The 25,033-nt window shown below is 56.7% G+C and carries 18 protein-coding genes; 8 read left to right on the top strand and 10 right to left on the bottom strand.

Translation table 11 applies throughout. The features are described 5' to 3' along the window. Positions 1-355 precede the first annotated feature (355 nt). Complete coding sequence (rpoN, locus tag Q31a_RS24405; RefSeq protein ID WP_145083709.1) at positions 356-1,837, top strand: RNA polymerase factor sigma-54; 1,482 nt, start codon at positions 356-358, stop codon at positions 1,835-1,837. A gap of 459 nt (positions 1,838-2,296) precedes the next feature. On the opposite strand, the gene queG is transcribed toward rpoN, so the two are convergent. Continuing rightward, on the bottom strand, positions 2,297-3,571 hold the full coding sequence (gene queG / locus Q31a_RS24400; RefSeq protein ID WP_145083706.1) for a tRNA epoxyqueuosine(34) reductase QueG: 1,275 nt from the start codon (positions 3,569-3,571) through the stop codon (positions 2,297-2,299). 330 nt (positions 3,572-3,901) lie between these two features. Between queG and Q31a_RS24395 the strand changes: the two genes are divergently transcribed. Continuing rightward, the gene (locus Q31a_RS24395) at positions 3,902-4,360 is read left to right on the top strand and encodes a hypothetical protein (protein WP_145083703.1); all 459 of its coding nucleotides are present in this window, start codon (positions 3,902-3,904) and stop codon (positions 4,358-4,360) included. 78 nt (positions 4,361-4,438) lie between these two features. Here the strand turns inward: Q31a_RS24395 and xseA are convergent, their stop codons facing one another. The 8 genes from xseA to nth all read right to left on the bottom strand — a co-directional run bounded on the left by xseA (position 4,439) and on the right by nth (position 14,991). After that, a complete protein-coding gene (gene xseA, locus Q31a_RS24390) occupies positions 4,439-5,695 on the bottom strand; it encodes an exodeoxyribonuclease VII large subunit (protein ID WP_145083700.1) in 1,257 nt (418 codons plus the stop codon). Between the two features lie 8 nt (positions 5,696-5,703). After that, the gene (locus tag Q31a_RS24385; RefSeq protein ID WP_145083697.1) at positions 5,704-6,567 is read right to left on the bottom strand and encodes a lysophospholipid acyltransferase family protein; all 864 of its coding nucleotides are present in this window, start codon (positions 6,565-6,567) and stop codon (positions 5,704-5,706) included. Between the two features lie 82 nt (positions 6,568-6,649). Then, entirely contained in the window at positions 6,650-7,486 is an 837-nt protein-coding gene (gene dapF / locus Q31a_RS24380) for a diaminopimelate epimerase (protein WP_145083694.1), read from the bottom strand. Between the two features lie 214 nt (positions 7,487-7,700). Beyond that, a complete protein-coding gene (locus Q31a_RS24375) occupies positions 7,701-8,006 on the bottom strand; it encodes a hypothetical protein (RefSeq protein WP_145083691.1) in 306 nt (101 codons plus the stop codon). Between the two features lie 40 nt (positions 8,007-8,046). Next, positions 8,047-11,334 (bottom strand): translocation/assembly module TamB domain-containing protein, encoded by a 3,288-nt coding sequence (locus tag Q31a_RS24370; protein WP_145083688.1) that lies wholly within the window; start codon positions 11,332-11,334, stop codon positions 8,047-8,049. Then, entirely contained in the window at positions 11,306-12,640 is a 1,335-nt protein-coding gene (locus tag Q31a_RS24365) for an ArnT family glycosyltransferase (RefSeq protein ID WP_145083686.1), read from the bottom strand. Before Q31a_RS24365 ends, Q31a_RS24370 begins: the two co-directional genes overlap by 29 nt. A 123-nt stretch (positions 12,641-12,763) precedes the next feature. Beyond that, entirely contained in the window at positions 12,764-14,110 is a 1,347-nt protein-coding gene (locus tag Q31a_RS24360) for a beta-ketoacyl-[acyl-carrier-protein] synthase family protein (protein WP_145083683.1), read from the bottom strand. A 227-nt stretch (positions 14,111-14,337) separates the two neighbouring features. Further along, entirely contained in the window at positions 14,338-14,991 is a 654-nt protein-coding gene (nth, locus tag Q31a_RS24355) for an endonuclease III (protein WP_145083680.1), read from the bottom strand. Positions 14,992-15,322: 331 nt separating this feature from the next. Here nth and Q31a_RS24350 point away from each other — a divergent pair, with 331 nt between their 5' ends. After that, complete coding sequence (locus tag Q31a_RS24350; protein ID WP_145083677.1) at positions 15,323-16,861, top strand: Gfo/Idh/MocA family protein; 1,539 nt, start codon at positions 15,323-15,325, stop codon at positions 16,859-16,861. A 233-nt stretch (positions 16,862-17,094) separates the two neighbouring features. On the opposite strand, the gene rnc is transcribed toward Q31a_RS24350, so the two are convergent. Then, complete coding sequence (rnc, locus tag Q31a_RS24345) at positions 17,095-17,823, bottom strand: ribonuclease III (RefSeq protein WP_145083674.1); 729 nt, start codon at positions 17,821-17,823, stop codon at positions 17,095-17,097. A gap of 230 nt (positions 17,824-18,053) precedes the next feature. Between rnc and Q31a_RS24340 the strand changes: the two genes are divergently transcribed. From Q31a_RS24340 to Q31a_RS24320, 5 genes are all read left to right on the top strand, one after another. After that, positions 18,054-19,325, top strand: a complete 1,272-nt coding sequence (locus Q31a_RS24340) for a 2Fe-2S iron-sulfur cluster-binding protein (protein ID WP_145083671.1) — start codon at positions 18,054-18,056, stop codon at positions 19,323-19,325. A 184-nt stretch (positions 19,326-19,509) separates the two neighbouring features. Further along, complete coding sequence (locus tag Q31a_RS24335) at positions 19,510-20,532, top strand: cytochrome c family protein (RefSeq protein WP_145083668.1); 1,023 nt, start codon at positions 19,510-19,512, stop codon at positions 20,530-20,532. Between the two features lie 95 nt (positions 20,533-20,627). Next, positions 20,628-21,305 carry a hypothetical protein gene (locus tag Q31a_RS24330; RefSeq protein WP_145083664.1) on the top strand — a complete coding sequence of 226 codons (678 nt, stop codon included), beginning with the start codon at positions 20,628-20,630 and terminating at the stop codon, positions 21,303-21,305. Between the two features lie 1,215 nt (positions 21,306-22,520). Further along, a complete protein-coding gene (locus tag Q31a_RS24325) occupies positions 22,521-23,705 on the top strand; it encodes a DinB family protein (RefSeq protein ID WP_145083661.1) in 1,185 nt (394 codons plus the stop codon). An 869-nt stretch (positions 23,706-24,574) separates the two neighbouring features. Further along, complete coding sequence (locus Q31a_RS24320; protein WP_145083656.1) at positions 24,575-24,865, top strand: DUF3892 domain-containing protein; 291 nt, start codon at positions 24,575-24,577, stop codon at positions 24,863-24,865. Positions 24,866-25,033 lie beyond the last annotated feature (168 nt).

The raw sequence follows: 25,033 nt of genomic DNA, 5'->3' as shown, positions 1-25,033 counted from the left end.
GAAAATGATTGCACGGCTGGCGGCATCGCTATGAATTGAGCGGAAGGTGGTCTCGCCAGGCAATCGTTCCTATCGTGCCCTTAAAACAGGGGGTCTCGCCAATTGGTTGGCGAGCTCTCAGCTCCCGTACTTGTGCTGGCGAATGTACTGAGGATGCGGTTAAGAGCACCTCTGTCGCTCTCAAGAGCTGGAAAGTGTGGCGTTATTGAACGATTGGACGCAACTTCTGTGCCTTTTTGTCAAATTTAGGCATCAACTTCGATAGAAAATGATAAAATTCAGACTAGCGTCTCCCAGCTACGGACTTTCGCCGCAGCTGGTGCAGCCCGTTTCTCCTCGAATTGAGTTCATAATCATGCGACTTTCCTTTGGAATGGAAACCCGTCAACTTCAAACGCAGAAGTTGTCCCCGAAGATGATTCAGTCGATGGAGATTCTGCAGTTGCCCGTGCTGGCGCTCCAAGAGCGTGTGGAGCAGGAGATCAACGAGAATCCCATGCTCGAAGTCCAAGAGGATGAGGATCTATCCGGGAACACCGAAGAGAAGGAAGATCCAAATCGTCCCACCGAAGACGAGAAGGAGTTGGTGGTCAAGGACAATCAATCGAACACGGAGGATTTTGAGCGGCTGGACAATATGGACAGCGAGATGCCGCAGAATTTCGATGATTTTCGCACCTCCTCCAACCGTACTCAGGAAGCCTCCGATCGCCAGCATGATTTGATGGCCAATGCCATGGAGCGGCCCGAATCGCTCAATGACTACCTCATGCATCAATTGGCAGAGATGGACATTGATTCGGAGCTTGAGGCCATTGCCGAACGGATTATCTCGACGTTGGACGCCCGCAACGGCGGGTATTTTAAAACCAGCCTGCGCGACTTGCTGCAACCTGGGCACACCGAAGAGGATTTGGGGAAGGCGGAAGAGGCGCTGGAAATCGTGCAATCCTTAGATCCCCCGGGGATCGCCGCACGCACCCTCAGCGAGTGCTTGTTAAATCAACTGACGCCAGATTTTGACTACTACGACATCCTGACTGTCTTGATTAAAGACCACTTGGAAGATCTGGCGGAGAATCGTCTCCCCTTGATCGAAAAGAAAATGGGAGTGTCGATCGAGCAGATTCAACAGGCGCGCCAAGAGTTCCACCACCTGAATCCCAAGCCGGGTGCAGCCTTTCTCGAAACGCACGTCCCCATTGTCAGCCCCGACGTGGTTGTTGAAATGGATTCTTCCGGGCAATACACCGTCAAGCTCGAAGATGACCGTGTGCCTACTCTGCGGATCAGCGATTATTACCGAAAGCGCTTGGCGGACCCGAATGCGACCGCCGAAGAGAGAGAGTTTATTCGCCGCAAGATTGAGTCTGCCAATTGGTTGATCGAAGCGATTCAGCAGCGGCGGAATACGGTCCAAAAGGTAGCGCAGTCGATTGTTGAATACCAAAAGAAGTTTCTAGACGACGGTCCCGAGTTCATTGAACCGTTGAAAATGCAGCAAATTGCGGATGTGGTGGGAGTTCACGTGACTACGATCAGTCGCGCGGTGGACGATAAATGGATTCAAACGCCGCGTGGTATCTTCCCACTCAAACGCTTTTTCGTTCACGGCACACGCAGTGAAGACGGCGAGGATGTCGCCTGGGAAACCATTCGCCTGAAACTGACTGATCTGGTCGATAAGGAGGATAAGCAAAAGCCGTACAGCGACGACGACTTGGTAAAAGAACTATCCAAATTGGGACTGACCGTAGCGCGTCGAACCATTACCAAGTATCGAAAGAAGCTAGGGATCCCGAGCAGTCGGCAGCGCAAAGACTGGATCAAATCTTAGCCCGACGGTCCCCATCGCAACCCGCCGCGCGAGCAAGGCCGTAGTGGTCATCGCTGCGGGTAGGTTTGAAGAGCGACGTTTACATTGAAACTGGGAATTCGCTGACTTCAGTCAGCAACTACCCATCGCGCCCCACTGATTGGCGGCTTGTTGAGTGGAGATCGCCTTCAGCTTTAACGCGAAGGCGGCGTTCCTAATTATCCTATGGCGGGGACCACCTTTCCTTGCTCACGCAGCGGTTACTATTTCGACAGCCCGTCAAGCGGCGGGGGGCGATTGCAACATACTCTCTCGCTGCGGGTTGCTGTTTTAACCGGCCCGCGGGCAGGGACAGCCTGACCGGGAGGTTCGGCTTGCCATTTCTCCGGCAACATGGCTTCTCCGGCAACATGGCTCCCTTGCCGTAAGGTCGCGATCCAGCGGCGGCCGACGACTGGACTCTGCAAGGCGCCGAGCTCACTACACGTTTGGGGTGGCCTCTACAACGATGCGCTGCATGGCGGATTTTACTTGGTCGTCGACTTCCAGTTCGAGTGCTGCAGCGATCTGCTCGCGCCAGGGCCCCATCTGCAATTTGCTTAAGGTCCAGGCGGCAGCGCCGCGTATTAAGGGCTCAACATCTCCTAGTAGCTTAACGATATTCGAGTGTGTTTGAGCCATGCGTTGATTGCCAGCACAGAGAATTGCGTTGCGGAGGATTCCTCTGCGTTTCGAACGCCACAGGGGAGTTTTTCGAAAATGTTGACGGAACTCTTCGTCTGTGAACTGCAAGACTTGGGGGACGTCGAAGTCTTGGAGTTCACGGCTAGGAGCGAAACAGTTTTCACTCCCCTGCTCTGCCTTGCGGTTCCAAGGACACACTTCCTGGCAGATGTCACAGCCGAACACCCAGTTCTGCATGCTCGGTAGCAAATCGGGGGCAATGAGATCGCGGTGCTCAATGGTCAAGTAACTGATGCAGCGAGAGGCGTCCAGGATGTAAGGGGCCGGAAACGCATCGGTCGGACAAGCTTGGAGGCAGGCCGTGCAGGTTCCACAGTAGCCTTTTTCCTGTGGAGGATCGACCGCTAGCGGCAAGTCGGTCAGCAGCGCCGCCAGAAAAAAGTAGCTGCCCCACTGGCGATTGAGCAGCAACGTGTTTTTACCGATCCATCCAAGACCTGCGCTTTCAGCAAATTCGCGCTCCAGCAGAGGGGCGGTATCGACGACACCGCGAACGGAGGCGGTCGGCTGCTGTGCGGAAAGCCACGCGATTAACTCTTTTAGCCGTCCATGGATAACGTCGTGGTAGTCCAGCTGTCCTTGAGCATAGCGGGCAATTCGACCTGAGCGGCCTTGGTCGTTGGCGGACCTTCCAGCCGGCCAAGCAGCAGCGGGCTGCTCGACAAAAGCGTCTTGTGGGCCAGAAGTTGCCGTCACTAAAAGGGGGGCTGCGGCTGGCTCCGGCGTCTCGACAGGCCCAGCAGCCTGAGTTGGACTTTCCGCCGTAGTTGGCTCAGCGGTGGTATAGGGCAAGGCCAGCATGACAATCGAGCGGCAGCCCTCCAAAACGGACTTCGGATCGGCGTAGGCTTCCCGCCGCGTGTGCATGTAGTGCATCTGCCCCGCGTAACCAGCATCCAACCAACGGTGGAAGGCAGCCAAGCGACCGGGACTCGCACTGGCCGTGACGCCAGATAATACAAAGCCAAGTTCTTGCGCCTGTTTCTTGAGCTCATCGGTCAGTCGTTGCACAGGTCCGTGTACTTCCGTGGTTTAGTCCTAAGTCGGACAATCGTTACAATCGTCAGTTTAGCTAGAGGCGAGCCGATTGGGTATTTCCTGCACAGCTTAAGTAACCGCTATCTATTGACCTTGGGCGTGCGCTAACTAGCGTGGAGTGGAGATGCATGATATCGGGAGAGCGGCAGGTATCGTTTCCCATTCCTAACGCTGGATTGCGCGGGCGCAATCTAGCGAGCTGGGACGGAGCCTGGCTGCTATCTCTAGGAGGCCATGTGAGCGTGGCATTTACGGCAGGGATCGGCTGATTTAACTTGAATTTCGCGCGACGGAACAGATTTGATGAAACTAAAACGCTATCTCCTCCCCTGTTTGTTGATGTTGCTCACCGCCAGTACGGCCAGTGCTGCAGGTGGCCTTAACGGCTACGGTTACGCTGGCTATGGATACGCAGGGTACGGCGGTTTGTACAATAGCTTTGCTTACGGCGGCTACAATGCTTCGATGCCTTACTTTGCGATGCATCCGCCAGTTTACTACGGCAAACGCTACACGCGTCCCTATGGCGTAAGTCCATTTGCGGCTCCCTCTCAGTTGCAAACCAATTCGGCCTACATGCCAGAACCGCATGTAAACCGAGCTGCCACCGTGATCAATCCGCACTATGAAGGCCATGCCCCAGTTTGTCCAGTTGGTGAGGTTGCCCGCAAAGCTCCAACGCCACCGTTGGTGATTGAGAATCCGTATTTCGAGGCCGACGCGCCGGTTGTGAAATACACCTCGCAAACGCAAGCATTCTAAAACGCAAGTGGTCGAATCGCAGTGCCATCGTGTGCACAACGCAGCGGGCACTAGCGAACCGTCGGCCTGCCGTTTGTATTAAGCCTTCTCTCGCGCAATCTCTTCAATGCGCGAGAGAATTGTGCCATCTGCCAGTACGGTTTCGAGTGTCTGGCCGACTTGCAACTCGTCCACCGACCGAACGGGCTGTTGTGAGGCGGCGGAGCGGGTCAAACTGTAACCTCGGGCGAGCACTCCCAGCGGCGAGAGAGCTTCCGTGGCGCGGGCTAAGCTGCTCAATTTCTCTCGTTTTCGACGCAGGAGATTCCAAATCGCTGCGCGGCCCCTAAGCTCCCATTCATCCGTAAGCTGTCGACGCATGCGGTGGACGTCGTGAGGCCTGGCGATTACGGAGCGATCCTGGATGTTCTCCAATCGACGTTTGAGAGCTATGGCACGATTCCAAATTCCCTGGTTCAGCCGACGCTGCAACTGCTCCAAGTGAACTTGGATTTCGGAGCGATTGGGAAACACCAATTGGGCAGCATGGGTTGGGGTGAGTGCTCGAGCATCTGCCACCAAATCGGATAGCGTGACATCAATCTCATGGCCGACTGCCGATACCGTCGGAATAGAGCACTTGGCCAATGCCTGCACGACGGCTTCCTCGTTAAAACACCATAGATCTTCCATGCTGCCGCCACCACGCCCGACGATGAGCAAGTCGAGGGGGGGATTGATGCGTTGCGCGAGTTCAATTCCATTCACCAACTCTTGGGTTGCCTGTTCGCCCTGGACTCGGGCTGGAATGATGAACAGTTGGAAATCGTTCCACAGCGACTTGGCCGCTTCCAGAAAATCGTGGATGGCCGCGCCGCTTGGGCTGGTCACAAATCCGATGCGTCGCGGGAATTTAGGGAGTGGAGATTTGCGCTCGGGAGCAAACAAACCTTGGGCTGTCAATTTTGCATGCAGCTGCTGGAAAGCCAGTTGCAAGGGGCCTACACCCTGGGGCTGTAGAGCTTGGACAATTAACTGGTAACTACCGCGTGGCGGGTAAACCTCGACCGCACCACGGCAGACGACGGCCATGCCGTCCTCAGGACGGAACTTCAATCGTTCGGCAGTTGACCGCCACATGACGGCTCGGATCTGGCTCCGATCGTCCTTGAGCGTGAAATAGATGTGTCCGCTACTGGGACGGCTCAAGTCGGAAATTTCTCCTTCTGCCCAAACGCTTGGCAAGGAGCGTTCCAGCAGGTTCTTGATGAACCAGTTTAATTGACTGATGCTCAGCGGTGTCTCAGCCTGGTGACCGCGGGGCTCGAACTCATCTTCGTCTTCGTGGGCTTGCATCTGAGGTTCTAACTTGCTGTTCGCAACGAAGGTAATCCGCTGGCGGTGGGAGGCGTGCCGTGAAGCGAGGGGTGGCCTGCCGTGGTTGGCTGGTTGGGCTGCTGGATGCGGCTTGTCTTGTCGGATCGTGGAGGGCTGCGAAAGAGCTTCTCGGACCCTTGCATTTCGATTTTGGAATCGGCCCAATCTTCGGCCAGGGTCGTCAGTTGGTTCAATTGAGACTCGATCCGCACTCGCTCGGATTCAATTTGCGTACGGTCGAGATCTGCCGCGATCTGCATGCGCGGCCCCAGCACGGCGCGACAGCGGCTGAACGGCCGCGGGATGGCAAACTTATCCCAACTACTGTGATTTCTCCAGGGGCGGTCGTAGCCGATTCCGATTGCAACGATCGGGATTTGCAGGCGGCTCGACAGGTACACGGCTCCTTGGGCCAGTTGTCGGCGCGGCCCGCGGGGGCCATCCGGTGTAATCGCCAAACTCATTCCGCTTCCGCGATCGATCAGCTCACGCAGTGCGGCGGTACCACCGCGACTGGTCGAACCTCGGACTGCCTCTAGCCCTGCAAAGTGGGCGACGTGCGAGAGGATCTCGGCGTCTTGGTGTTGGCTGAGCAACATTGCCAAGCGGCAGTGGGGGCGAGTGTAAATGGGGAAGGGAATGTACTCATGCCAGAAAACGAAGATCACGGGGCCGGTGAACAATTCGTCCGCTGGGTCGGCCTCGCGCTCGTAACGCACCATCCGATAGCTGAGGGTCGACATCCAAGTATTCAGAAACTTGATCATCAAGAATCCACTCAGGCGCCAAAATACTGCAGGGGGCTTTTGCCGACGCAGAAACTGTCGGGTGCGAAGCGAGAGTTTAGCCATGATGGATTTGCCGTTGCGTGGTTTTCAAAGGAGTAGCTGTTGGCGCTGCTGGGACGGCGCCAGAGAGGGGGCTGCCTAGCGACTAGGTGGGCCATACCCCTTGGAACACTTCGACCGCGCCGCCGGTCATGAAGACGTGCTCGGTGGCTTCATCCCATCGCAAACGCAAGTCGCCTCCGGTTAAATGAATCAATACCTCGCGTTCCGCCTGTCCGGTGAGAACCGCCGCCACGCACACAGCACTTGCGCCGGTGCCACAAGCCCAAGTTTCTCCAGAGCCTCGCTCCCAGGTGCGCTGCTTCAATTCCGTCCGCGAGACGATTTCGACGAATTCAACATTCGTGCGTTTGGGGAAGCGAGGGTCGGACTCGATTTGAGGGCCCAGCCCCAGCACCAGGGCGTCAGTCGCCTCGGGTACGAAGACGACGCAATGCGGATTCCCCATCGACACGGTTGTAACTCGCAACTCCATCCCTCCGAACTCCACCGGGAAATTCACCAGCGGTTTGTCGGAGAGAGTCGTGGGGATTTCTGCTGGCAAGAGTTTGGGAATACCCATGTCGACCGTAATCAACTCGGCTTTTTCACCATTGATTTGCAGTTTGAGTTCGAGTACGCCATTGCCCGTCTCAATGCGCAGTGAATCGCGTTGGCAAATGCCGTGATCGTGGACGAATTTGGCCACGCAGCGGATTCCATTGCCGCACATTTCCGCTTCGCTGCCATCGGCATTGAACATCCGCATTCTCGCGTCGGCAACATCGGAGGGTTCAATCAAAATCAGGCCATCACCGCCGACACCAAATCGTCGATCGGAGACCTTGATTGCCAATTCTGGAGCAGGTTCCGGTAGTTTTTCCGCAAAGCAATTGACGTAGACGTAGTCATTGCCTGCCCCGTGCATTTTGGTAAAGCGCATGATTTCTCGAAATTCTCAAAACTAGGACTGATGTGCCGCCCGCAATCCCTTGATCGTAAACCGTTCTTTCCTGCGCGCTAAGGAGACTTGTGCTTCGTCAAAGCTTGTTTATTGGGTTGCACGGGATGCAGCGGCAGTTGGGATCCAGGACTGGGCCGTCCACGCACAAGCCTGTTGGCTCCACAGTGCGAACGGCTGGGATCCTCAGGCTGCCCTAACCCGTGATATCAAGATGCTCGGTGGGGAGATCCGGTTCGTCGGACGCGGCGGCTTCGCTAGAGACTGACTCCTCATGCACCGTGTCGTTTTCGTCTGGCTCCAACTCCTCGTGCGGCAGGCCATCTGCCTGTCCCTGAGCATCGCGATCGGGATTGGCTTCGCTGGTTTTCTCTAGTTGGCTATCCGTGCTTTTGCTCGTCGCTCCCGGGCTGGTGGGGCTGCCCGAAGCCGAATCTTTCGAGGTCGACTGGGCTAATATGCTAGCGGCAGACGCGGCAGCGGACGAGGGAGGAATATGCATCGGTTTCGCTCCAATCTTACTAGACTACCTACTAGGGATTTCAGTCGGCAGTGGCCATTTCTGGAAACATCTCTTGAATCGAAGTCAGTTGGGGGAAGGGGCGCCGGAGCATCTGTGGGTTGTCCAGCGTGCCCGTTACTTCAAACATCATCAAAGCGGAGTATCGCGAGTCGGGCATAATCGGTGAGATGACCCGCGAGATCGGAACACGTCGCCCAACATAACTATAGAGTTTCAAATCGACTTCACGCCGCAAATTGGTCCAACCATCACCAAACAACCGCAAAACCTCGCCGTCACAGGCGATTTGCAATGGAATTCGATCTCCATCAATACGAAAGAGGATGTCGGCGCTCTGAAAGGCCGAGTCGTCGTTCGCGCTAATACTTGCCGTCCGTAGAAAGCGAATCATGAACGGCAACTGAAACAGTTGTGCGTCACTCAGGTGAACCCGCCCTTCCCCCGACCAGGTTTGGGTATTCCACGGGATGCCGTCGAAGGCCAAGCTGGCGTCGCAGCGGGCTTGGGTGGAGGCCTGTTCGACACCGACATCTTGCAGTAAGCCCGCCAGCTCGGCGTGGCGGAGCTGCGCTTCGCAGTAGAACTTGCCGGTATCGAGTCGTCCAAATCCCCCCAGAGACAGATCGCCTGACAGGGCGCTGGCGGTCATGGCAATCGCATGGGATTCTGACGGCAGTACGTCCGCGACTTTCGAGCCGAAGTACAGCGTGCTATCGACGAGTGCGAAAGGGCCGCGCAGGTTGGAAACGGGAATTCCGTTGACCGTTAACGCTTCCATGGCCACGTCTCCGGAGCCCTGCAAACGCGTGCCGTCGCTGGAGCCTTGCATCCAAACCGTTCCACGTAGATTGCCGATCCCACGACCATCGGCTAGTCGCCCATTCTCGACATCAAATTGGCAATCCCAAACCGTGACTGGCAGCGTGTCGATTTCGTCGGAGAAGATCACCTGACTCTTGCCAAACACGCTGACTGGCCCGCTAAAATCGAGTCGCACCAGAGAGTCTCGCACCGAGCGCGGTAGCGCCTTGAGGAATTGGGCATCGACCATCAAACGCGTTTGTGGAAGCCAGTCCAAATCGGCCTTCCAACGCCCGTCTTGCTGCGGGGTGCATTCCCCTTGCAGGGAGATGCGGCTGGCGTTGTTGTAGCCCGATGCTTTGTGAATGATGACGCGGTCGGCGATGTACTCGATCTTGCATTCGATGTCGGACAAGCGGTACGGCAGCGTGCGTGGGAGGAGGTTCAGCGAGCGTCCGACATCGCTGTTGGAGGTGTTGTCCTCCTCCACAGTGACATGGGTGGAAACCTCGGTGGCTCCGGGAGGGCGATCGATGGAAACCAGTACGGTGTCCACGGAACCGGACGGTTGAAACTCTTCCCACACACGCTGGGCATCACTGGGCAATGCATGCTTCAAGCTCTCCACCATGGGCACGGCAAACGCCTGAAAGTTGAGTGAGAATGGAAGCGTAGGGGCATCGGGGGGCGTCTGCCAATTCCCAGAGCACAGAATTCGGCCACTGTCGTTGCGTCCCTCAAACCGATCTAGCATCCAGTAATTGTCCTGTCCGAAGATGCGTCCGCGGACGTCAAAGATCGGATAGCGGAAGCCGTCGTAGTTGATGCTCATGCCGAAAACGCTGACGTCGATCGTGCGGTGCCACGTCGAATCGGCAACGGAAGTGCGTTCAAATGCAACTTGGGTCAGAGAGACTGCTCCGGTGGGGTGCAGGGATCGAACGAAGGTCTCACCGGCCGAAGTTTCTTTGTCCGCAGGGGTTAGAGCCGACAGCAATTGTTCGTCGATCGCAATCGTTCCCTGCGATTCGACCTGCAGTCTTCCCAACCACTCCTGTTCTTGTTGAGTGAAACTGAAGCTGCTCAAAATCACCTGGCCTCCAGCTTGTCCCTGCATTTGGGCACTGCTGACCGTACCGTTTTGATACTTCAGAGGGCCGTGGATTTTGGTCAAAGGATAGGGGAATAGCCAAGGTTGGATCGACACATCCTCGCACTGCAATACGGCGGAGGGGGTCCAGTGCAAACCGTCGTACAAGAGTTGGATGTCCCCCCCTACCCTGCCGCCAATGTTCAAACGATCCCACATCTCTTGCAGCTTCGGAGGAAGAGAGCGGTACAGTTGGCTGTCGAGTTCCAAATCGACAACCCGTGCTCGAACGACCAGCGGGCTGCGTATGCTGAAGCCATGGACATCGGCATGGAGATCGACTTGGGTGCCACCGCTGCTGGCATGCATCGATCTCAGTTGAAGCAACGTGTTTTTGCAGTGGAAGCTTCCTGCGACCGACTCCAGCGGATAGGGAAGTCGGGGATCCTGAAGGCGACCCGAGGAGATTTCTCCCTTAACTTCGAAGGTGGGCGCCGCGGTCTCACTTGAATTGACCTCGAAGTGACACGAGGCAAGGCACTCAAAGCCCGAGACTTGGCTAAGGTATTGGCCAATCTGGGGCGGAAGCTGTCGGATCAATGTTGGGGAAAATCGAAAGCGTTCGACGCTGCCAGTTACATGCCAAAAACCGCTGTCGGGTAGAAAGCTGCCGGTGAGGTCCAACGCACCTACCAAACCGCTGCTGCGGCCCGTCAGATGCGCCACCATGGCGGGCCGCTTTTCGGCACCCAAGGGGCTGGGTTCCGAGGTGACTTGGCCTTCGATGTCATGCAGCTCAACAACAGCCGCATCGGGTGACATCGACTGATGCAACCGCAGAATCGCTTGATAGATGGTGATGGCGGGTGGTGGATTGCGCGAATCGGTGGGGAGGTGAGGCTTGAGGCACTCGACCGACCAACTGCCATCGGCTTGCCTCCATAACTCCAGCTTGGCGCCATGCAAATCCACTTGCCGAACGCGGGTCGTTTGTTGGGCCCAGTGCGAAATGTCCAAGTCGCCATGCAACACGACGCGCTGAGCCATGAAGACTTCGCGACCATCTCGCGATTTAGCATCAATGAGTGCCACATCGCTCAGGACGATGGAATCGGTTCCGTCGCTGACAATGCGCCCAATACGTGGAATCGTCCCAGGAAAGAGCTGCTTGAGTTGCAGGGCGACGGTCCTCCGCAAGCCGCTGTCATACTTGCGTATGAAGACTTGATAACACAGGAGCGTGGCAAAGCACGCCAAGGCCACGATCAACAGGGTGACGGCAAAATGGCTGTCCTCGCGCTTGCTGGCTGGTCGGGATTCCAGGCTTACTAGGGGAGCGTCCTGCGCAGCAGTTAGCCGCGTTTCGCGGCCGCGAGACGTCGACGTACTAACCGTGTTCACGCTCAGGTGAGGCACTGGGAAGTTCACTTGGATGGGAGGGGATGTCGGTACCTGCCACACGGCTCGAGTACCCGAGTTGCTGCGCCACTGCGCAGCCGGCCAACGCACACAAAGCAAACATGGCCGGCTCGCGATAGCGAATCGATCCCACAAATACCATGTGCAACGCGGTGAAGTAAAGACAAGGCATCCAACAGATGGCGGTTAACCAATCGAATTGCCAAAATCGTTGCAGTGAGTGCACGAATGCTAGCAACAGAATGGTGAAGCAACCCAAGGTTAGCACCAGTCGGCTGGTGAGCGATCCCAGCTCTCCACCACCAGGCCATACGCTCCAAGTGCGCTGGAATTTTTGGCCGGCAAGCTGCACGACCTCCCACGGATGCTGTCCAGCCCAACGCAGCGCAGCGGTTTGGGCGCGGTGGTTCAGACGCCACTCCAGGGTGCTCTCCAACGGTTGCGGAGTGAGAGCATCTTCGGCGAGCTGCGCTGCGTACATGTCCCCCATGAAGGCCATCCCTTCATCGCTGGCGCCGGTTGCCCCCGGATGCCAACCGTCGTAAAGACTCGGACCGACCTGCAGTGTTGTGAGGACGAATTTTCCGGTAACCGATGCATTGCGAACCCACCAGGGGCTCATCACCAAGCAGATCCCCAGCGCCGTGCCAGCAGCAACCAACAAATGGCGAGAGCGGCGTGGCCCCCACAGCCAACCTACTACGGCCGCAAACGGTGTGTACAGCAACCAACTGGGACGGGCCAAAATGGCGAGGCCCGCGCAGGCCCCCGCCGCCAAACTCCAGCTCCAAGCCCGCCGCGTCGTCCCGCTATTCCAAGCCGATTGCCACAGCAGAAGGTTCCCAACCATGAGCGGCATAAAGAGCGCTTCGCTCAGCACGGCAATGCTCATCCCAATGGCACTTGGGTAGCATGCTCCCAAAGTGGCCGCCCACAGAGCGGCTGTGGTGCCTCCCAGCCGGCGCGCTAGGACGAACAGCAATCCCACCGCCAGCGTACCCAGTAGGCAGCCTAGAATTCTGGCGGTGAATACGGCTGAACGCGCGTCTGGAATCCAGGTGCACGGGGTAAGCAGCAACGGGTATAAGGGGGCGCGAAAAACTCGAGCATTCTCACTCCCGTATTGGTAGGGTAGCCCTTGTCCCAATTGTTCGGCGAGCACCCAATAGCTGAGGCTGTCTCCCAACCGAAAGAGTTGTTCTGGAGTGTCCCCGCTGGGTTGCCAAGCCACGGCGGCTACGATGCGAACCAAGCATGCTCCAACGAGCAATGCAACGAAGTACTTTTTCTGGACAGGTGTCATGTCAACTGCCGCTAGGCCCCTTCAGCAATGAGCGTTCAACCGAGACTCGGAATCACGGTCGTCCGGTTCCGGTGAGATGTTCCCAGGTCGGGGAACCGAGGCGTCAAACGTATGGGAAGCTGGCTAGGCAGCGACTCGCTGTGCAACCCGTTCGGTAGTGCGGATGCGTGCATCGGCCACGAGCGGTTCGGCGGTGCGTTGCGCTTCCTCCAAGGGACAGCGACGCAATGCGATGCCGACCAAGTGTCCGCCAAAGGCTAGCGAGAGTTTCAGGGCGCGATCCAACTCGCGTTGCTCTCCGTACATTGGCAAGCAGTTGACGCGTCCAATCTTTTCGGGATTGTCTAAGTTCATGGTCGGCGGGGCGAAGCCGTCGCGCAAAGACATCGCGGTGAGTGCCAATTCAATGCTACCGGCGGCATTGATCAAATGCCCGAGCACGGCCTTGTTGCTACTCGCAATGACTTGGTCGGCCATTGGACCCAGGGCCGCACGGATTGCCAGCAATTCACTGCGATCGTTTTGGGTCGTTCCCGTGCCATGCGCATTGATGTATTGAGGCCCTTGGAATCCCCATCCGGCACGATCCACCAAGCGACTGATTAGTTCTTTTAGAGTGTCTCCATCTCCATCTAAGCCGGTCACATGATGAGCTTGGCAGAGAGTTTGGGTCGCGGCAATTTCAGCGTAGATCCTCGCTCCCCGAGCGACGGCCGAAGATCGCCGCTCAAGCACCATCATGGCAGCTCCTTCTCCCATCACAAAACCACTGCGGTCCACGTCGAAGGGACGGCAGGCCTGTTCGGGAGTTGGGCCAGTGGATAGGACCCCCATGCGATGAAATGCTGCAAATACCAGTTTGGTAACGGCGTCCGCCGCTCCACACAAGGCAAAATCGCATTGATCGCTTTTGAGCATTCTGGCGGCAGCAATCGTGCTGACCAAACCACTGGCGCAAGCCGTCGTGTGGCACAAGCGAGGGCCACGCAAGTCGTACTTGCGTGCCACCAGCGTCGTCGCTGCACAGGGTAGGAATTCGTCCCACCAGGGATGGCCGCTGGCGTTTGTGGGACAGGTGTCTCGCGTTTCCGGTGGGAGGTAAGAATACCCCACATCACCAAACTGAGCGGAGATGCTACAGGCAAAGCGTTCGCGATCAATCTCTTCCATGGGGATGCATGCGTCGGCAATGGCTTCCCCAGCAACGTGCTCGCTCAAGCGAATCGACTTCAGACGCTGCGGATCTCCCCCCAGCCAATCGACCATCCCGCATGGCAGCCGCAGGGGGCCCACGTCATCGGCGGCTTCGGTCATGCGAATGCCACTTCGCCCCCGTTGAATATTCTGCCACAACGTTTCCCGGTCTGCGCCTAAGCTGGCCGCCATCCCAATACCGGTAATGACGATCGGATCCTCATCCACGAGTTGTGGATGCGGGAATTTCAGTATGTTGGAAGCGACTTGGACCATGTTTCAACGGTTTGTTTGAGAGGAGCGTGCCGTTTGGTGTTTAGCGAACTAGCCTGTCCAGGGAGCCTGTGAAACTCTGGGGCCACTGCCCATGGTTCCATGCATCCAACGGAGCCTTCTTCAATCGTCGATCGGGGATTTCCCCTACGGCTCCCTGACTAGCCTGCTGCCTAACCGTTCGCTATCCCATAAATCGTCCGTTGGTCGCAAGTGCAATCCCCAGACATTTAGGGCTTATTCGCGACGAACGGTTTTTTTCGACTGGGATAGAGGGTGCGGCAAATTTCGCAGCGGGTGCCGTCACAGCCGCGCGCCGAACAGAACTCGCGCCCGTAATAGATGATCTGCAAATGGAGCAGATTCCAGGTCTCTGCCGGGAAGAGTGCTTTGAGGTCGGCCTCCGTTTGCTTGACATTCTTGCCGTTAGTCAGCCCCCAACGCTGGGCCAAGCGATGGATGTGCGTATCGACGGGAAACGCGGGTGCGCCAAAGGCTTGCGCCATTACCACCGAAGCGGTCTTGTGCCCCACCCCCGGCAATCGTTCCAGTTGCTCCATATCGGCTGGCACCTGTCCCTGGTGCTCGTCCACCAAGATTTGTGACAGCCCTTTGATGGCCTTGGATTTGCGAGGGGCCAGCCCCAACCTGCGAATGACCGACAGGATCTCCTCCTCTTTTCGCTGGCTCATGTCGAGCGGGTTGTCGGCCAGTTCCCACAGCGCGGGGGTAACCGTATTCACCATTTTGTCGGTGCACTGGGCGCTTAGCAAAACTGCTACGAGTAGCGTGTAGGGGTCGCGATGGTCCAAAGGAATTGGGGGCGCGGGATAAAGCTCAGTCAGTCGCTGCAAGATCCAATCGGCTCGCTCCTGTTTGCGCACGTTCTACACTCCCCTAGGTCTCGAGCACTCGAATTCTTGTGAGCCTGCATTATTATTGGGCACGACCGGCGAGTAAAACCCAATTTTTCCCAACGCACCCGCCAATCGTGCTATCATAGATTCCTGTTCTACTTGAAGTCCGCAACGGCCTGGATGCGCCCCTTATAGTTCTTTTGAGTTGTCGCATGACTCCGCTGGGACATTCAAGGCCCTGATGCCGATGTAAGGGAAGTTGGCTTAGCAACGCCCAGCATCTCCACCACGCACTCGCCCAGTACTGGGAGTGCGCTCAATTTTTCTCCCACCTAGTCTCCCGATTTTGGAGCCCCAGATGACCAACCAAAATAGACGTGATTTTCTTCGCAAAACAGCAGCCACTACCACTGCAGCCTCGCTGTTGGCCAGCAGTCGGTTCGTGCACGCACAAGATGCCGCTGCCGGCACCACGAAAAGCCCCAATTCCCAAATGAGTGTGGCCATCGTGGGAGTCGGAGGAAGAGGTGGCTCGCACATTTCTGCCATGTTGGAGGCCGACGGTGTCAACATTACGCATATATGCGACATCGACGCGGGAGCCGGTGATCGCCGCGGCAAGCTGATCGAGGAAAAACAGGGCAAGCGTCCGATCTTCGAAACGGACCTTCGCCGCGTGTTGGACGACAAGTCAATCGATATGGTGACCATCGCAACACCCAACCACTGGCATGCTTTGGCTGGTATTTGGGCGATGCAAGCCGGCAAGGATACGTACATCGAAAAACCCGTTTGCCACAACATTGCAGAGGGCACTGCCCTGATCGCTGCGTCGCGGAAGTACGACAAAATGTGCCAGGTGGGAACGCAATGTCGAAGTAGTCAAGCCATCATCGAAGCTTTCAAGTTTATGAATGAAGGCGGTATCGGAGAGGTGAAGTTCGCGCGCGGCCTGTGCTACAAACGCCGTAAGTCGATCGGCGCGTTGGGCGACTACGCAATTCCTAGCAACGTTGATTTCAACCTGTGGAGTGGACCGGCACAGTACACCGACCCGCGTTTAACCCGCGAGAGATTCCACTATGATTGGCACTGGCAGCGACAATACGGCAACGGTGACTTGGGCAATCAAGGTCCCCACCAAACCGACATCGCTCGCTGGGGACTGGGGATCGACACACATCCCACTTCGATCATTAGCTATGGAGGACGACTCGGTTATCAAGCCGAGAAAAAGGATCCCAACTACGTCGATGCCGGCGATACGGCCAATACCGAAGTCACGCTTTACAACTATGGCGACAAGAGCATCGTGTTTGAAACTCGTGGCTTGAGTGTCGATAACTCGGCGGACACCGAGATTAACCGCCTCTTTGACTCGACTTCGGGCAACAAAATTGGTGTCATTTTCTATGGCACGAAGGGCTACATTGTTCAACGTGAGTATTCGTACTGCGTAGCTATGGACAAAGACTTCAACCAAATTCGTGACTTCAAAGGCGGTGGAGATCACTTTGGCAACTTCATCGACGCTTGCCGTCGCCGAGATCGCAACGTCCTCAATGCCGATGTTCGCGAAGGCCATTTGTCGGCAGGCATGAGCCACCTGGGCAATATCTCCTACTACATGGGAGAGAACAACCACGCATCGGTAGACGAATTGCAAGCTGCCGTCGATGGTATCAAGAGCTTGGACGACAACGCCGCTACGCTCGAGCGCACCGTTAAGCACCTGACCGACAACGGAGTGGACCTCGAAAAATATCCGATCTCGCTGGGACCTCATCTCGAGTTTGATCCAGAGGCTGAAAAGTTCACCAACTTGGAGGCTGCCAATCCGTGGCTAACACGCGAATATCGAGATGATTTCGTTTGTCCAACCGCGGAAAACGTCTAACGCTTCCTGAGCGTAGGACTTGGAATGTAAGCGAGTGGAGGGATCAGCCCCCCACTCGCTGCCGGCTTATCAATTCAGTAAGCCCCTCTCCAATCGCAACCCGCCGCGTGAGCAAGGACGAGTCGTCGCCGCTACAACGCGGCTCCGCGTGCAACCATGGCAGCAAGCCTCAATACGCTTAAATCGGCAAGCCGCTAGGCCAGGCTGTCGGGCTAATGAGCGACGTATCGGATTTAGAGGTCGCGAAAGGGAGGAGGGTTGTTGGCAATCTCTGCAAGTGCATTGCCAGCGGCCCGCTGTTCCGCATCCTTCTTCGTGCGCCCCCACGCGGGAGTGAATTTGCGGTTCTTAATTTCAGCGGCAATCTGAAACATCTTGCTGTGGTCTGGTCCCGATTCCGTTACCAAGCGGTAGACGGGAGCTGCACCGTGCTCCCGCTGCGCGAGTTGTTGAAGGGCTGATTTGTGGTTACCCACCGAATGTCCCAGTACGGCTTGCTGAAGTTCGTCGTGAATCGTCCGCAAGATAAACTCGCTGGCCGCCTTAACACCACCATCTAGATAAATGGCCGCGATAATCGCTTCATAGACATCGGACAGCAAGCTTCGGGGGACGCCGGTGGACTGCTGCATTCCCCGTCCCAGGATCAGGCACTCCTCCAGACACAATTCTCGGCTAACCCGCGCGCACACTCGGCGACTAACGACCGTCGATTTAATCTGGGTTAGCTCCCCTTCTAAATACTCGGTGTGGTGTTCGTACAGCCAGCCGCAGATCGTAAAGCCCAGTACGGCATCCCCCAGAAACTCAAGTCGCTCGTTCGATGCCAGGCGGTTGGCTGCCCCAGAAGCGTGTGTCAGGGCGGAGAGCAGTAGCCCGCTGTCTTTGAAAACGTAGCCAATACGCTCCTGGCATAGCTCAACTTTCTCAAGATCGGTCAGGCTAGGAGGTACGTCGGACATGCACTACGGTTTTTATCGATGAGAGTTGGGGAACGGATGGCATCAGCCTCGATTGGGGGGAGGGATGCGTTTCTGACGAGTTGGAAGCGGTTTTCGTCCGGCTGTTCTGCCAAACAGCCGTAAATATATCGAAGAATTGCGATTCCTGCGCGAGGGTAAGCTACTCTTCCTTGCCACAAGTACATCTATATACACTTTGCACCCCTAATGGGCCACTAGGAGCAGGTACCTTGTTCGCTACCCTCGCACTCTCCGTTGCCGCCATCACGCTGCTACTCGTCTCCGGCACTCAATTTGCCATGACCGGGTTTTCAGTGGCTAGGGCCAGCAAGCGTGCGCGCACGTCGCGTAGCCGTGAGATGTACCAACTGCGCCAGGCGGCCCAAGTGGCTCGACTCAAAAGCGAGTTGCATTCGGTGGCGAATGGGTCGGAGATGCAGTGGAGGGTCATGGAAGTCGCTCAAGTGATTCAAGAGTCCGACGATTGTCGCTCGTTTTACTTGGTGGATCCCTACGGACAGGCCCTGCCCGATTTTCGTCCGGGACAGTACTTGATGGTTCGCCCCGCCATAGCGGGCGCATTCCAGACCACGCGCTGCTACTCGTTGTCGGCAGCTCCCGATCCCCGTTACTGGCGCATCACCGTTAAACGCCAAGAGTTGCCCGCAGGAGTTACCGAGTCGAAGCGCGGGGGCGGGCTCAGCATTTGGCTGCATGATACGATCCGTAGTGGGGATTGCCTGTTGATCGGTGGCCCGGGCGGTGCGTTTTATCTGCCCGCAGAGAATCGAAAACCCCTGGTGCTCCTTGCCGCTGGAGTGGGCATTACTCCCATGGCTAGCATGCTGCGATGGTCGCTCGAGAAAACTCCTGGGCGGCCCGTGACCTTGTTCTATCAGGCCAAAGATACAACTCGCTGGCCACTCGGGGAGAACGTCCACCGCTGGCAAGCCAGTTTTCCCCACTGCCAAGTGCGTACCTTTTTTAGCCGATTGGATTCCGCAGATCTCCAGCTTTTGAAAGACGAGTACTCCGGAGATTTTTCCAGCGGACGAATCGATTTGGACAGCGTGGCGAATGTCGACCATGCCAGCGATAGCGATTTCTACATGTGCGGCCCCGATGCATGGATGGAGTCGATGCGCGAGGGACTGGTGGCCGCTGGAATTCAACCAGATCGCATCCACTGGGAATCCTTTGGAGGAGTTGGTAGCCAACCTTCGTCCAAGCCTGCAGGAGAACACTCCGCGGTTGCCGTGCGGTTTGCACACAGTGACGTGGAGGTGGAATGGACCGACCCCGAGCAATCCTTGTGGGAATTAGCCCGGGCCAGCCAAGTGGAAATTCCGAGTGGTTGCCTGAGTGGGGTGTGCGGCGGTTGTCGCGTCAAATTGCTCAGCGGCCAAGTGGAGTACGACCGAAAAATCTCCATCGAACTCTCGGAGGACGAATGCCTCACCTGCGTTGGGCGGCCGACTTGCGCTGTAACTTTGGATGTCTAACGCGCCCGAAACTTCAGCCCGGGCGGCATCGCTCAGGAATTCGTTCTGCCCCGAATCCTGCCATGCATTCCGCGCATTCGCCGAACTAGTGGGTTACCCGACTACGAAGCTGCAGACCTCAATCCATTGTTCACTTGATAGCGTTTTCCTTTATTCAGATTCATCTATTCAAAATTTGCATTCTATGAACAAGTTGCTCCTCCTCGCCACGACGATCCTGGTAACTCTCGCTCCACTGCCTGCCGTTGGGCAGGCGGTCGAAGATCCACGCAACAGTGAGTTGCATCTGAATATTGATCCCCATAAAGTGATGGGGTATGAAAGTTGCGAGAAATGCCATGCCTCAGAGGTGCAAATCTGGAAGCAAACGCCGCACAGTGCAACATTCAAAACGCTGCATCGCAAGCCCGAAGCCAAGGCTATCGCATCCAAGCTGGGGATCGGCTCCTTCCGCGAAGATGCCGCCTGCATCCAATGCCACTACACCATGCAAGACGACGCGGGAGAATTGTCCGCAATCTCAGGCGTCTCCTGTGAATCGTGCCATGGTGCAGCCCGCGACTGGATCTCCGTGCACAACGATTATGGGGGCGCTGGGGCCACGCGTGATTCAGAAACTCCCGAGCATCGCATCCAACGCCTGCGGTCGAGTATTTCGGCGGGAATGCGCAACCCGGTCAATGTATACATGGTGGCACAAAGTTGTTTGAGGTGTCATACCGTGCCCAACGAAAGATTGGTGAATGTCGGAGGACACAATGCCGGCAGCCTGGATTTCGAATTGGTTTCGTGGTCTCAAGGTACCGTGCGACACAATTTTGTCCGGTCCGACGGTACCAGCAATCAACCCTCGGATCGCAATCGCTTGCGAGAAATGTTCGTCGCCGGCATGATCGCCGAACTCGAGTTCAGCTTGCGCGCTACGGCGGATGCTACTGAAAAGGCTGCCTTTGGTATTGGTGCTGCCCAGCGATCAGCGCGAGCTGCCAAGCGCTTAGCAGCGGCTCAATCCAAACTGAACCAACCGTTGCTCGAGGAGGCATTGAACACCTACGCGGGAGTGCAGTTGAAACTCAACAATCGCGAGCAACTGACCACCGCTGCCGATCAGATTGCCAAAGTCGGAGTGCGTTTCGCCGCTACCGTCCGAGGTTCTGCGTTAGAAGCGATTGATCAATTCATTCCCACGCCAGATCGTTGGAAGTAGCTTGCGGTAAGCGCAAGTGCGGAGCGAACGATCTGTTAGGATGATGGAGATTGAGAGCGCTGAAGTCCGTCAAACCCATGAGCGTGGAGAGGTCGATGAACCGTCTTAAAATGTTGGTACTTGCTATCGCCACCCTGGCTGTACCCAGGCTGCATGGTGATGAATCTGAGAAACAGCCCAGCTTCAGCGTGGGGGATAGGGCTCCGAGTAGTGCCGTGGCCCGGTTTGTCACGGGGCCTTGGGCGGATCCGCAACCCCGCGTGGCCTGCCCTGTCCTGCTAAATCGCAAAAGTCCGAAAGTGGCCGTCTACACCCGCGCGGTAACGCCTGCGGTGGTCGAGTTGCTCAAAGCCTTGGATGCGGTTGTGGCGGAACAGGATGCGTTGAAGTGGTCGTTCGTGCTGGTGAGCCATGAAAACGATCCACGACCGACCGACGAGGAATTCAACGCTCAGTTGAAGGAGTTGGAATTGCTGGCCAGTAAGCAGTCCCTGCGTTCCCTCTCGTTGGGAGTTCTGGAGCGAGCCCCTGTGCCAGCACAGGTGGTACGTCGCAAACTTAAACTTGGCTTCTTGGAGCAAGGGGAGACAATTGTTGCTCTCATTGCGCCTCCAGAGTCGTCCAAACGCTCCTTTGCGGAGCTCCATTATGTACACCGCTTCCATGCCGATGACATCTCTGCCAACAAGCTAGACGAAGTGGTCGTAGATCTGCGGAACGCCTGCTCCAAGACCTTGCAGAACGATGCGGATGCAGTCGGAGACAGCCCCTAGCAACCGCACTTCAATCGCAACCCGCTGCGTAAGCAAGGACGAGTGCTCACCGCTACAACGCGGCTCCGAGTGCGACCATGGCAGCAGCCTAGCAACCGCACATCAATCGTAACCCGCTGCGTAAGCAAGGACGAGAGCTCACCGCTACAACGCGCTCGGAGTGCGGCCATGGCGGCAGCCCAGCCGCCGCACATCAATCGTAACCCGCTGCGTAAGCAAGGACGAGTGCTCACCGCTACAACGCGGCTCCGAGTGCGACCATGGCAGCAGCCTAGCAACCGCACATCAATCGTAACCCGCTGCGTAAGCAAGGACGAGTGCTCACCGCTACAACGCGCTCCGAGTGCGACCATGGCGGCAGCCCAGCAACCGCACTTCAATCGCAACCCGCTGCGTAAGCAAGGACGAGAGCTCACCGCTACAACGCGCTCCGAGTGCAACCATGGCAGCAGCCTAGCAACCGCACTTCAATCGTAACCCGCTGCGTAAGCAAGGACGAGTGCTCACCGCTACAACGCGGCTCCGAGTGCAACCATAGCAGCAGCCTAGCAACCGCACATCAATCGCAACCCGCTGCGTAAGCAAGGACGAGTGCTCACCGCTACAACGCGGCTCCGAGTGCGACCATGGCAGCAGCCTAGCAACCGCACATCAATCGTAACCCGCTGTGTAAGCAAGGACGAGTGCTCACCGCTACAACGCGCTCCGAGTGCAACCATGGCAGCAAGCAGCAAGCTGGACTGGATTGCTGCTCCCCCTCACGCATCCCATCTTCCTGCCGCTCCTTTTTCGCGTCTTTCGCGGTTGTAAATCTGTTCTGAAGTTGTCGCGTCTCCTGACCTCTTGGAAGTACACTCCTTTAAACCCGTTGGCTGAACAAGGCAGAGGTGTTTCCGCAGCTGCGCGATTGGGGATGTTGAGATGGCACGCATTTGACAAACGCTTGGGCCATCAACGCTGGTGAGCTGAGAAGCCATAGTTTAGGAGCCCACAACTCGCCAAGAGAAGTGTGGAAACCCCCAAAGCCTATAAGACGTACATGCGATCGAGATTTAAAGTTGCAGGCAGTCAGCCTGTTGCTTGCCGGATACGCGGCAACCTCATGCCCACGTGCTGGCGTAGCCCTCCCAGAAACGGTAGTCTGAAGCGAAATTCCGTCGTGTTGGATTTTCCTTGTTCCCCTGAAACCCCTGTTCCGTTGAAAACGAGTCCACCATGCTTCCTCGCTGCCACTGCGGTCTTCTACTATTCGCCATGCTCACCACTGCCCTCGCCTCTGCTGCGGATGGAGACCCCATCGGAATTCGCATTGAGCCGGAAGGTGTGGCTACGATCGAAACCTTGAACGGACTGCGGCTGCGAGTCGTGGGAGAAACGCCCACGCCCCAGGACTCGACGCCCTCGGACGATCAAACGTTGCTGCTATCAGAGCAGAGCTACCGACATGCACTGTCTCGACCTGCGAACGTCGCTCGGCCTACATGGCAACCTCTAGATGCCGCCGTCGATAGCAAGGCTGCCTCAGTGCAGGTGCAGTCTGTGGCCGCGGGGACAGACGTGGGTTTGCTGATCCAAACCGACGGTGTGCAGCTGTTGGTTGGTGCTCCGCTGGCTTTTACGCAACTCGACGTGGCCTCGCTGCCCGAGTTGCGAGTTGATGCATGCGTCCTGCTGGCGAACGAGCATTCGCAAGAGCTGCCGCCCAAACTAGCGAAAGTGTTTCAGCAGCTGAGCCCACGCTTCGTCTTGATATCCAACTCGCCAGGAGACGCCGCTGAATGGGCGAGCTCGCTGCAGTCGCACATCTCGCCTGAATCGCAGGTCGCAACTCGCGAGCACAATGCATTTGCCATTGCTGCTGTTGCAGAGCATCCGTCGGCTTCGACTCAAGTTGTGGTTTTGGGGGAGGAACCGTGGAAGATGCCCGCTGAGCTCGAGGAGCTCTTCGAGGCCATGGAGCAAGCGGCGCGTGAATCGCAAGCCGTCTTTGCTAAGCTATCGGCGAAACAAATGAATTTTAAACCCGCCAATGGAACTCATACTCCGCGATGGAACACTGAGCACATGATGGGGCGTCAGCTCCTCTTTTTTTCCCAGATCTATCATGCGGTTGATCCAACCATTCCCGTCCTGGATCTGAACCCTCAGCAAATGCCACCCGATTACACGGCCGCCCATCCTGAGTGGGATGGAGCGGAAGAGGCTCGGCAAATCGAACGTGTGGGAGCATTCTGTCGGCGGTTTGCCTACCTCTTGGATGGCATCGCGGTCGACAGTCAGGCTCCTGGAAGCCGCTGGCCCACGCTGCGCGCCTTGTTGGTCCAGATGGAAGCTCATTACGCCGAGCACACCGGTAATACTGTCAAAAAGTTCGATCTACCCGATTGGCCCGCCGAGTAGCGTCAGCCCCTGGACCACACGACTTACAGAGCGTGTACCCTCACCAACCAACGCTCAGACACTTGCTCAACCAGACTCGACTGAAGGCCGAGTCTAAGGCGGGCGGCTTAGTGCTGAGGACCGTCGGAACAATAAGAGCCGCCAAATCGCTCCGCCGATCGTAATTTTCCCGAACGAACCGGCGGAGCGTTTCGGCGAATATCCGCCAATAATTGTTCCGACGGTCCTTAATGCTCAATGGAAGAGTGAGGCTCCTTGCCGTTTGCAGCGACGACTTGCATGGCTACCGAGAAGGTGAGGCCGCATCGAGAAGCCACCTGAGGTTGCGGTTCGGCGCCTCTCCACGCTGGATGCGAGTCTCGATTGGAAAGGGAGCCTGCCGCGAGACCAGTCCAGAGCGGCTGGATGGTGTGCTGTTGTGTTGAGTTCCATCGAGTCGCTGGATTCGATCCTGTGCAAGGCTCTTCAGGGCTTGCCAACACCTAAGTGGTGCCAACTTCCACGTTAGTCGCTCGACTTGGCCTGTCTCCTATCCCAACCGGAACTAGTTCGTAGAGCAGACTGTGAATAATCGCTCGTAAATGATGCCTTTGATTCCCTGCAAGCGAACCCACGAATGATTACAATCTGCCACCTAGATCGGTCGGTAGCAAACTTCGTACTTACGACATTTGCCGCAGACCAATGAGATTGGTCGCTCCGAATGGCCATTCGTTGCCTTCGAGACCTAGACTTCAGTTTACCTACCTTATTCGCTAGCGACCCAAGCGTTCAATGCTTGCCCCACCAAAGTCGCTTTAGTTTGCGTCCAGCCTGCCCACTGGAAACAGCCACGCTAGCGTCTTACACCAGCATGATGGGATATTTCTATGCACACAACACTGCAGGTGCAATTTGTTGTGCTGTCAGATAGCGGCAATTGCTACGAGAAAATACACCGCATCGGCGGATTTAATTCAGGCGGATCTCGATGGTTACTATCACAAGAAGATGCAATTTTATGGCTTGAGCTCGGGCAGTATCGATTCTTCGTGGTCGTTGGCGATGTCTGCGAATTCGTAGAGGTCGCTGAGAATGCAGAAGGCATTAGGTACCTGAAGACATCGTCAGACCGTGACGAGCCACTGGGCTTGCTTGCGCTGCCTGAACTTGCGGATTAACGGAAATCGAGGCAAACCAGGAAGACCATGGCGGGCAAACAACTGGGAAGTATCTGCGACGCGACATTCAGCGCGGAGGCCTCCGAGGAAATCGCCGAAATGAGTAAAGCCCGAGGTGCGGAAATACGTCCCCAAGGAGAGGCGGGGCACCTGGAATCCGTCGAGGAC

The organism is Aureliella helgolandensis, assembly GCF_007752135.1.
Classification (GTDB): Bacteria; Planctomycetota; Planctomycetia; order Pirellulales; family Pirellulaceae; genus Aureliella; species Aureliella helgolandensis.
The sequence above is the reverse complement of the archived record's forward strand: the minus strand, read 5'-3'. Positions and strand labels throughout refer to the sequence as shown.

Excerpts from the sequence above, each read along its gene's own strand:
- rpoN (WP_145083709.1), top strand. The coding sequence starts at position 356 with ATGCGACTTTCCTTTGGAATGGAAACCCGTCAACTTCAAACGCAGAAG.
- Q31a_RS24395 (WP_145083703.1), top strand. The coding sequence starts at position 3,902 with ATGAAACTAAAACGCTATCTCCTCCCCTGTTTGTTGATGTTGCTCACC.
- xseA (WP_145083700.1), bottom strand. The coding sequence starts at position 5,695 with ATGCAAGCCCACGAAGACGAAGATGAGTTCGAGCCCCGCGGTCACCAG.
- Q31a_RS24385 (WP_145083697.1), bottom strand. The coding sequence starts at position 6,567 with ATGGCTAAACTCTCGCTTCGCACCCGACAGTTTCTGCGTCGGCAAAAG.
- dapF (WP_145083694.1), bottom strand. The coding sequence starts at position 7,486 with ATGCGCTTTACCAAAATGCACGGGGCAGGCAATGACTACGTCTACGTC.
- Q31a_RS24375 (WP_145083691.1), bottom strand. The coding sequence starts at position 8,006 with ATGCATATTCCTCCCTCGTCCGCTGCCGCGTCTGCCGCTAGCATATTA.
- Q31a_RS24365 (WP_145083686.1), bottom strand. The coding sequence starts at position 12,640 with ATGACACCTGTCCAGAAAAAGTACTTCGTTGCATTGCTCGTTGGAGCA.
- Q31a_RS24360 (WP_145083683.1), bottom strand. The coding sequence starts at position 14,110 with ATGGTCCAAGTCGCTTCCAACATACTGAAATTCCCGCATCCACAACTC.
- Q31a_RS24350 (WP_145083677.1), top strand. The coding sequence starts at position 15,323 with ATGACCAACCAAAATAGACGTGATTTTCTTCGCAAAACAGCAGCCACT.
- rnc (WP_145083674.1), bottom strand. The coding sequence starts at position 17,823 with ATGTCCGACGTACCTCCTAGCCTGACCGATCTTGAGAAAGTTGAGCTA.
- Q31a_RS24335 (WP_145083668.1), top strand. The coding sequence starts at position 19,510 with ATGAACAAGTTGCTCCTCCTCGCCACGACGATCCTGGTAACTCTCGCT.
- Q31a_RS24330 (WP_145083664.1), top strand. The coding sequence starts at position 20,628 with ATGAACCGTCTTAAAATGTTGGTACTTGCTATCGCCACCCTGGCTGTA.
- Q31a_RS24325 (WP_145083661.1), top strand. The coding sequence starts at position 22,521 with ATGCTTCCTCGCTGCCACTGCGGTCTTCTACTATTCGCCATGCTCACC.
- Q31a_RS24320 (WP_145083656.1), top strand. The coding sequence starts at position 24,575 with ATGCACACAACACTGCAGGTGCAATTTGTTGTGCTGTCAGATAGCGGC.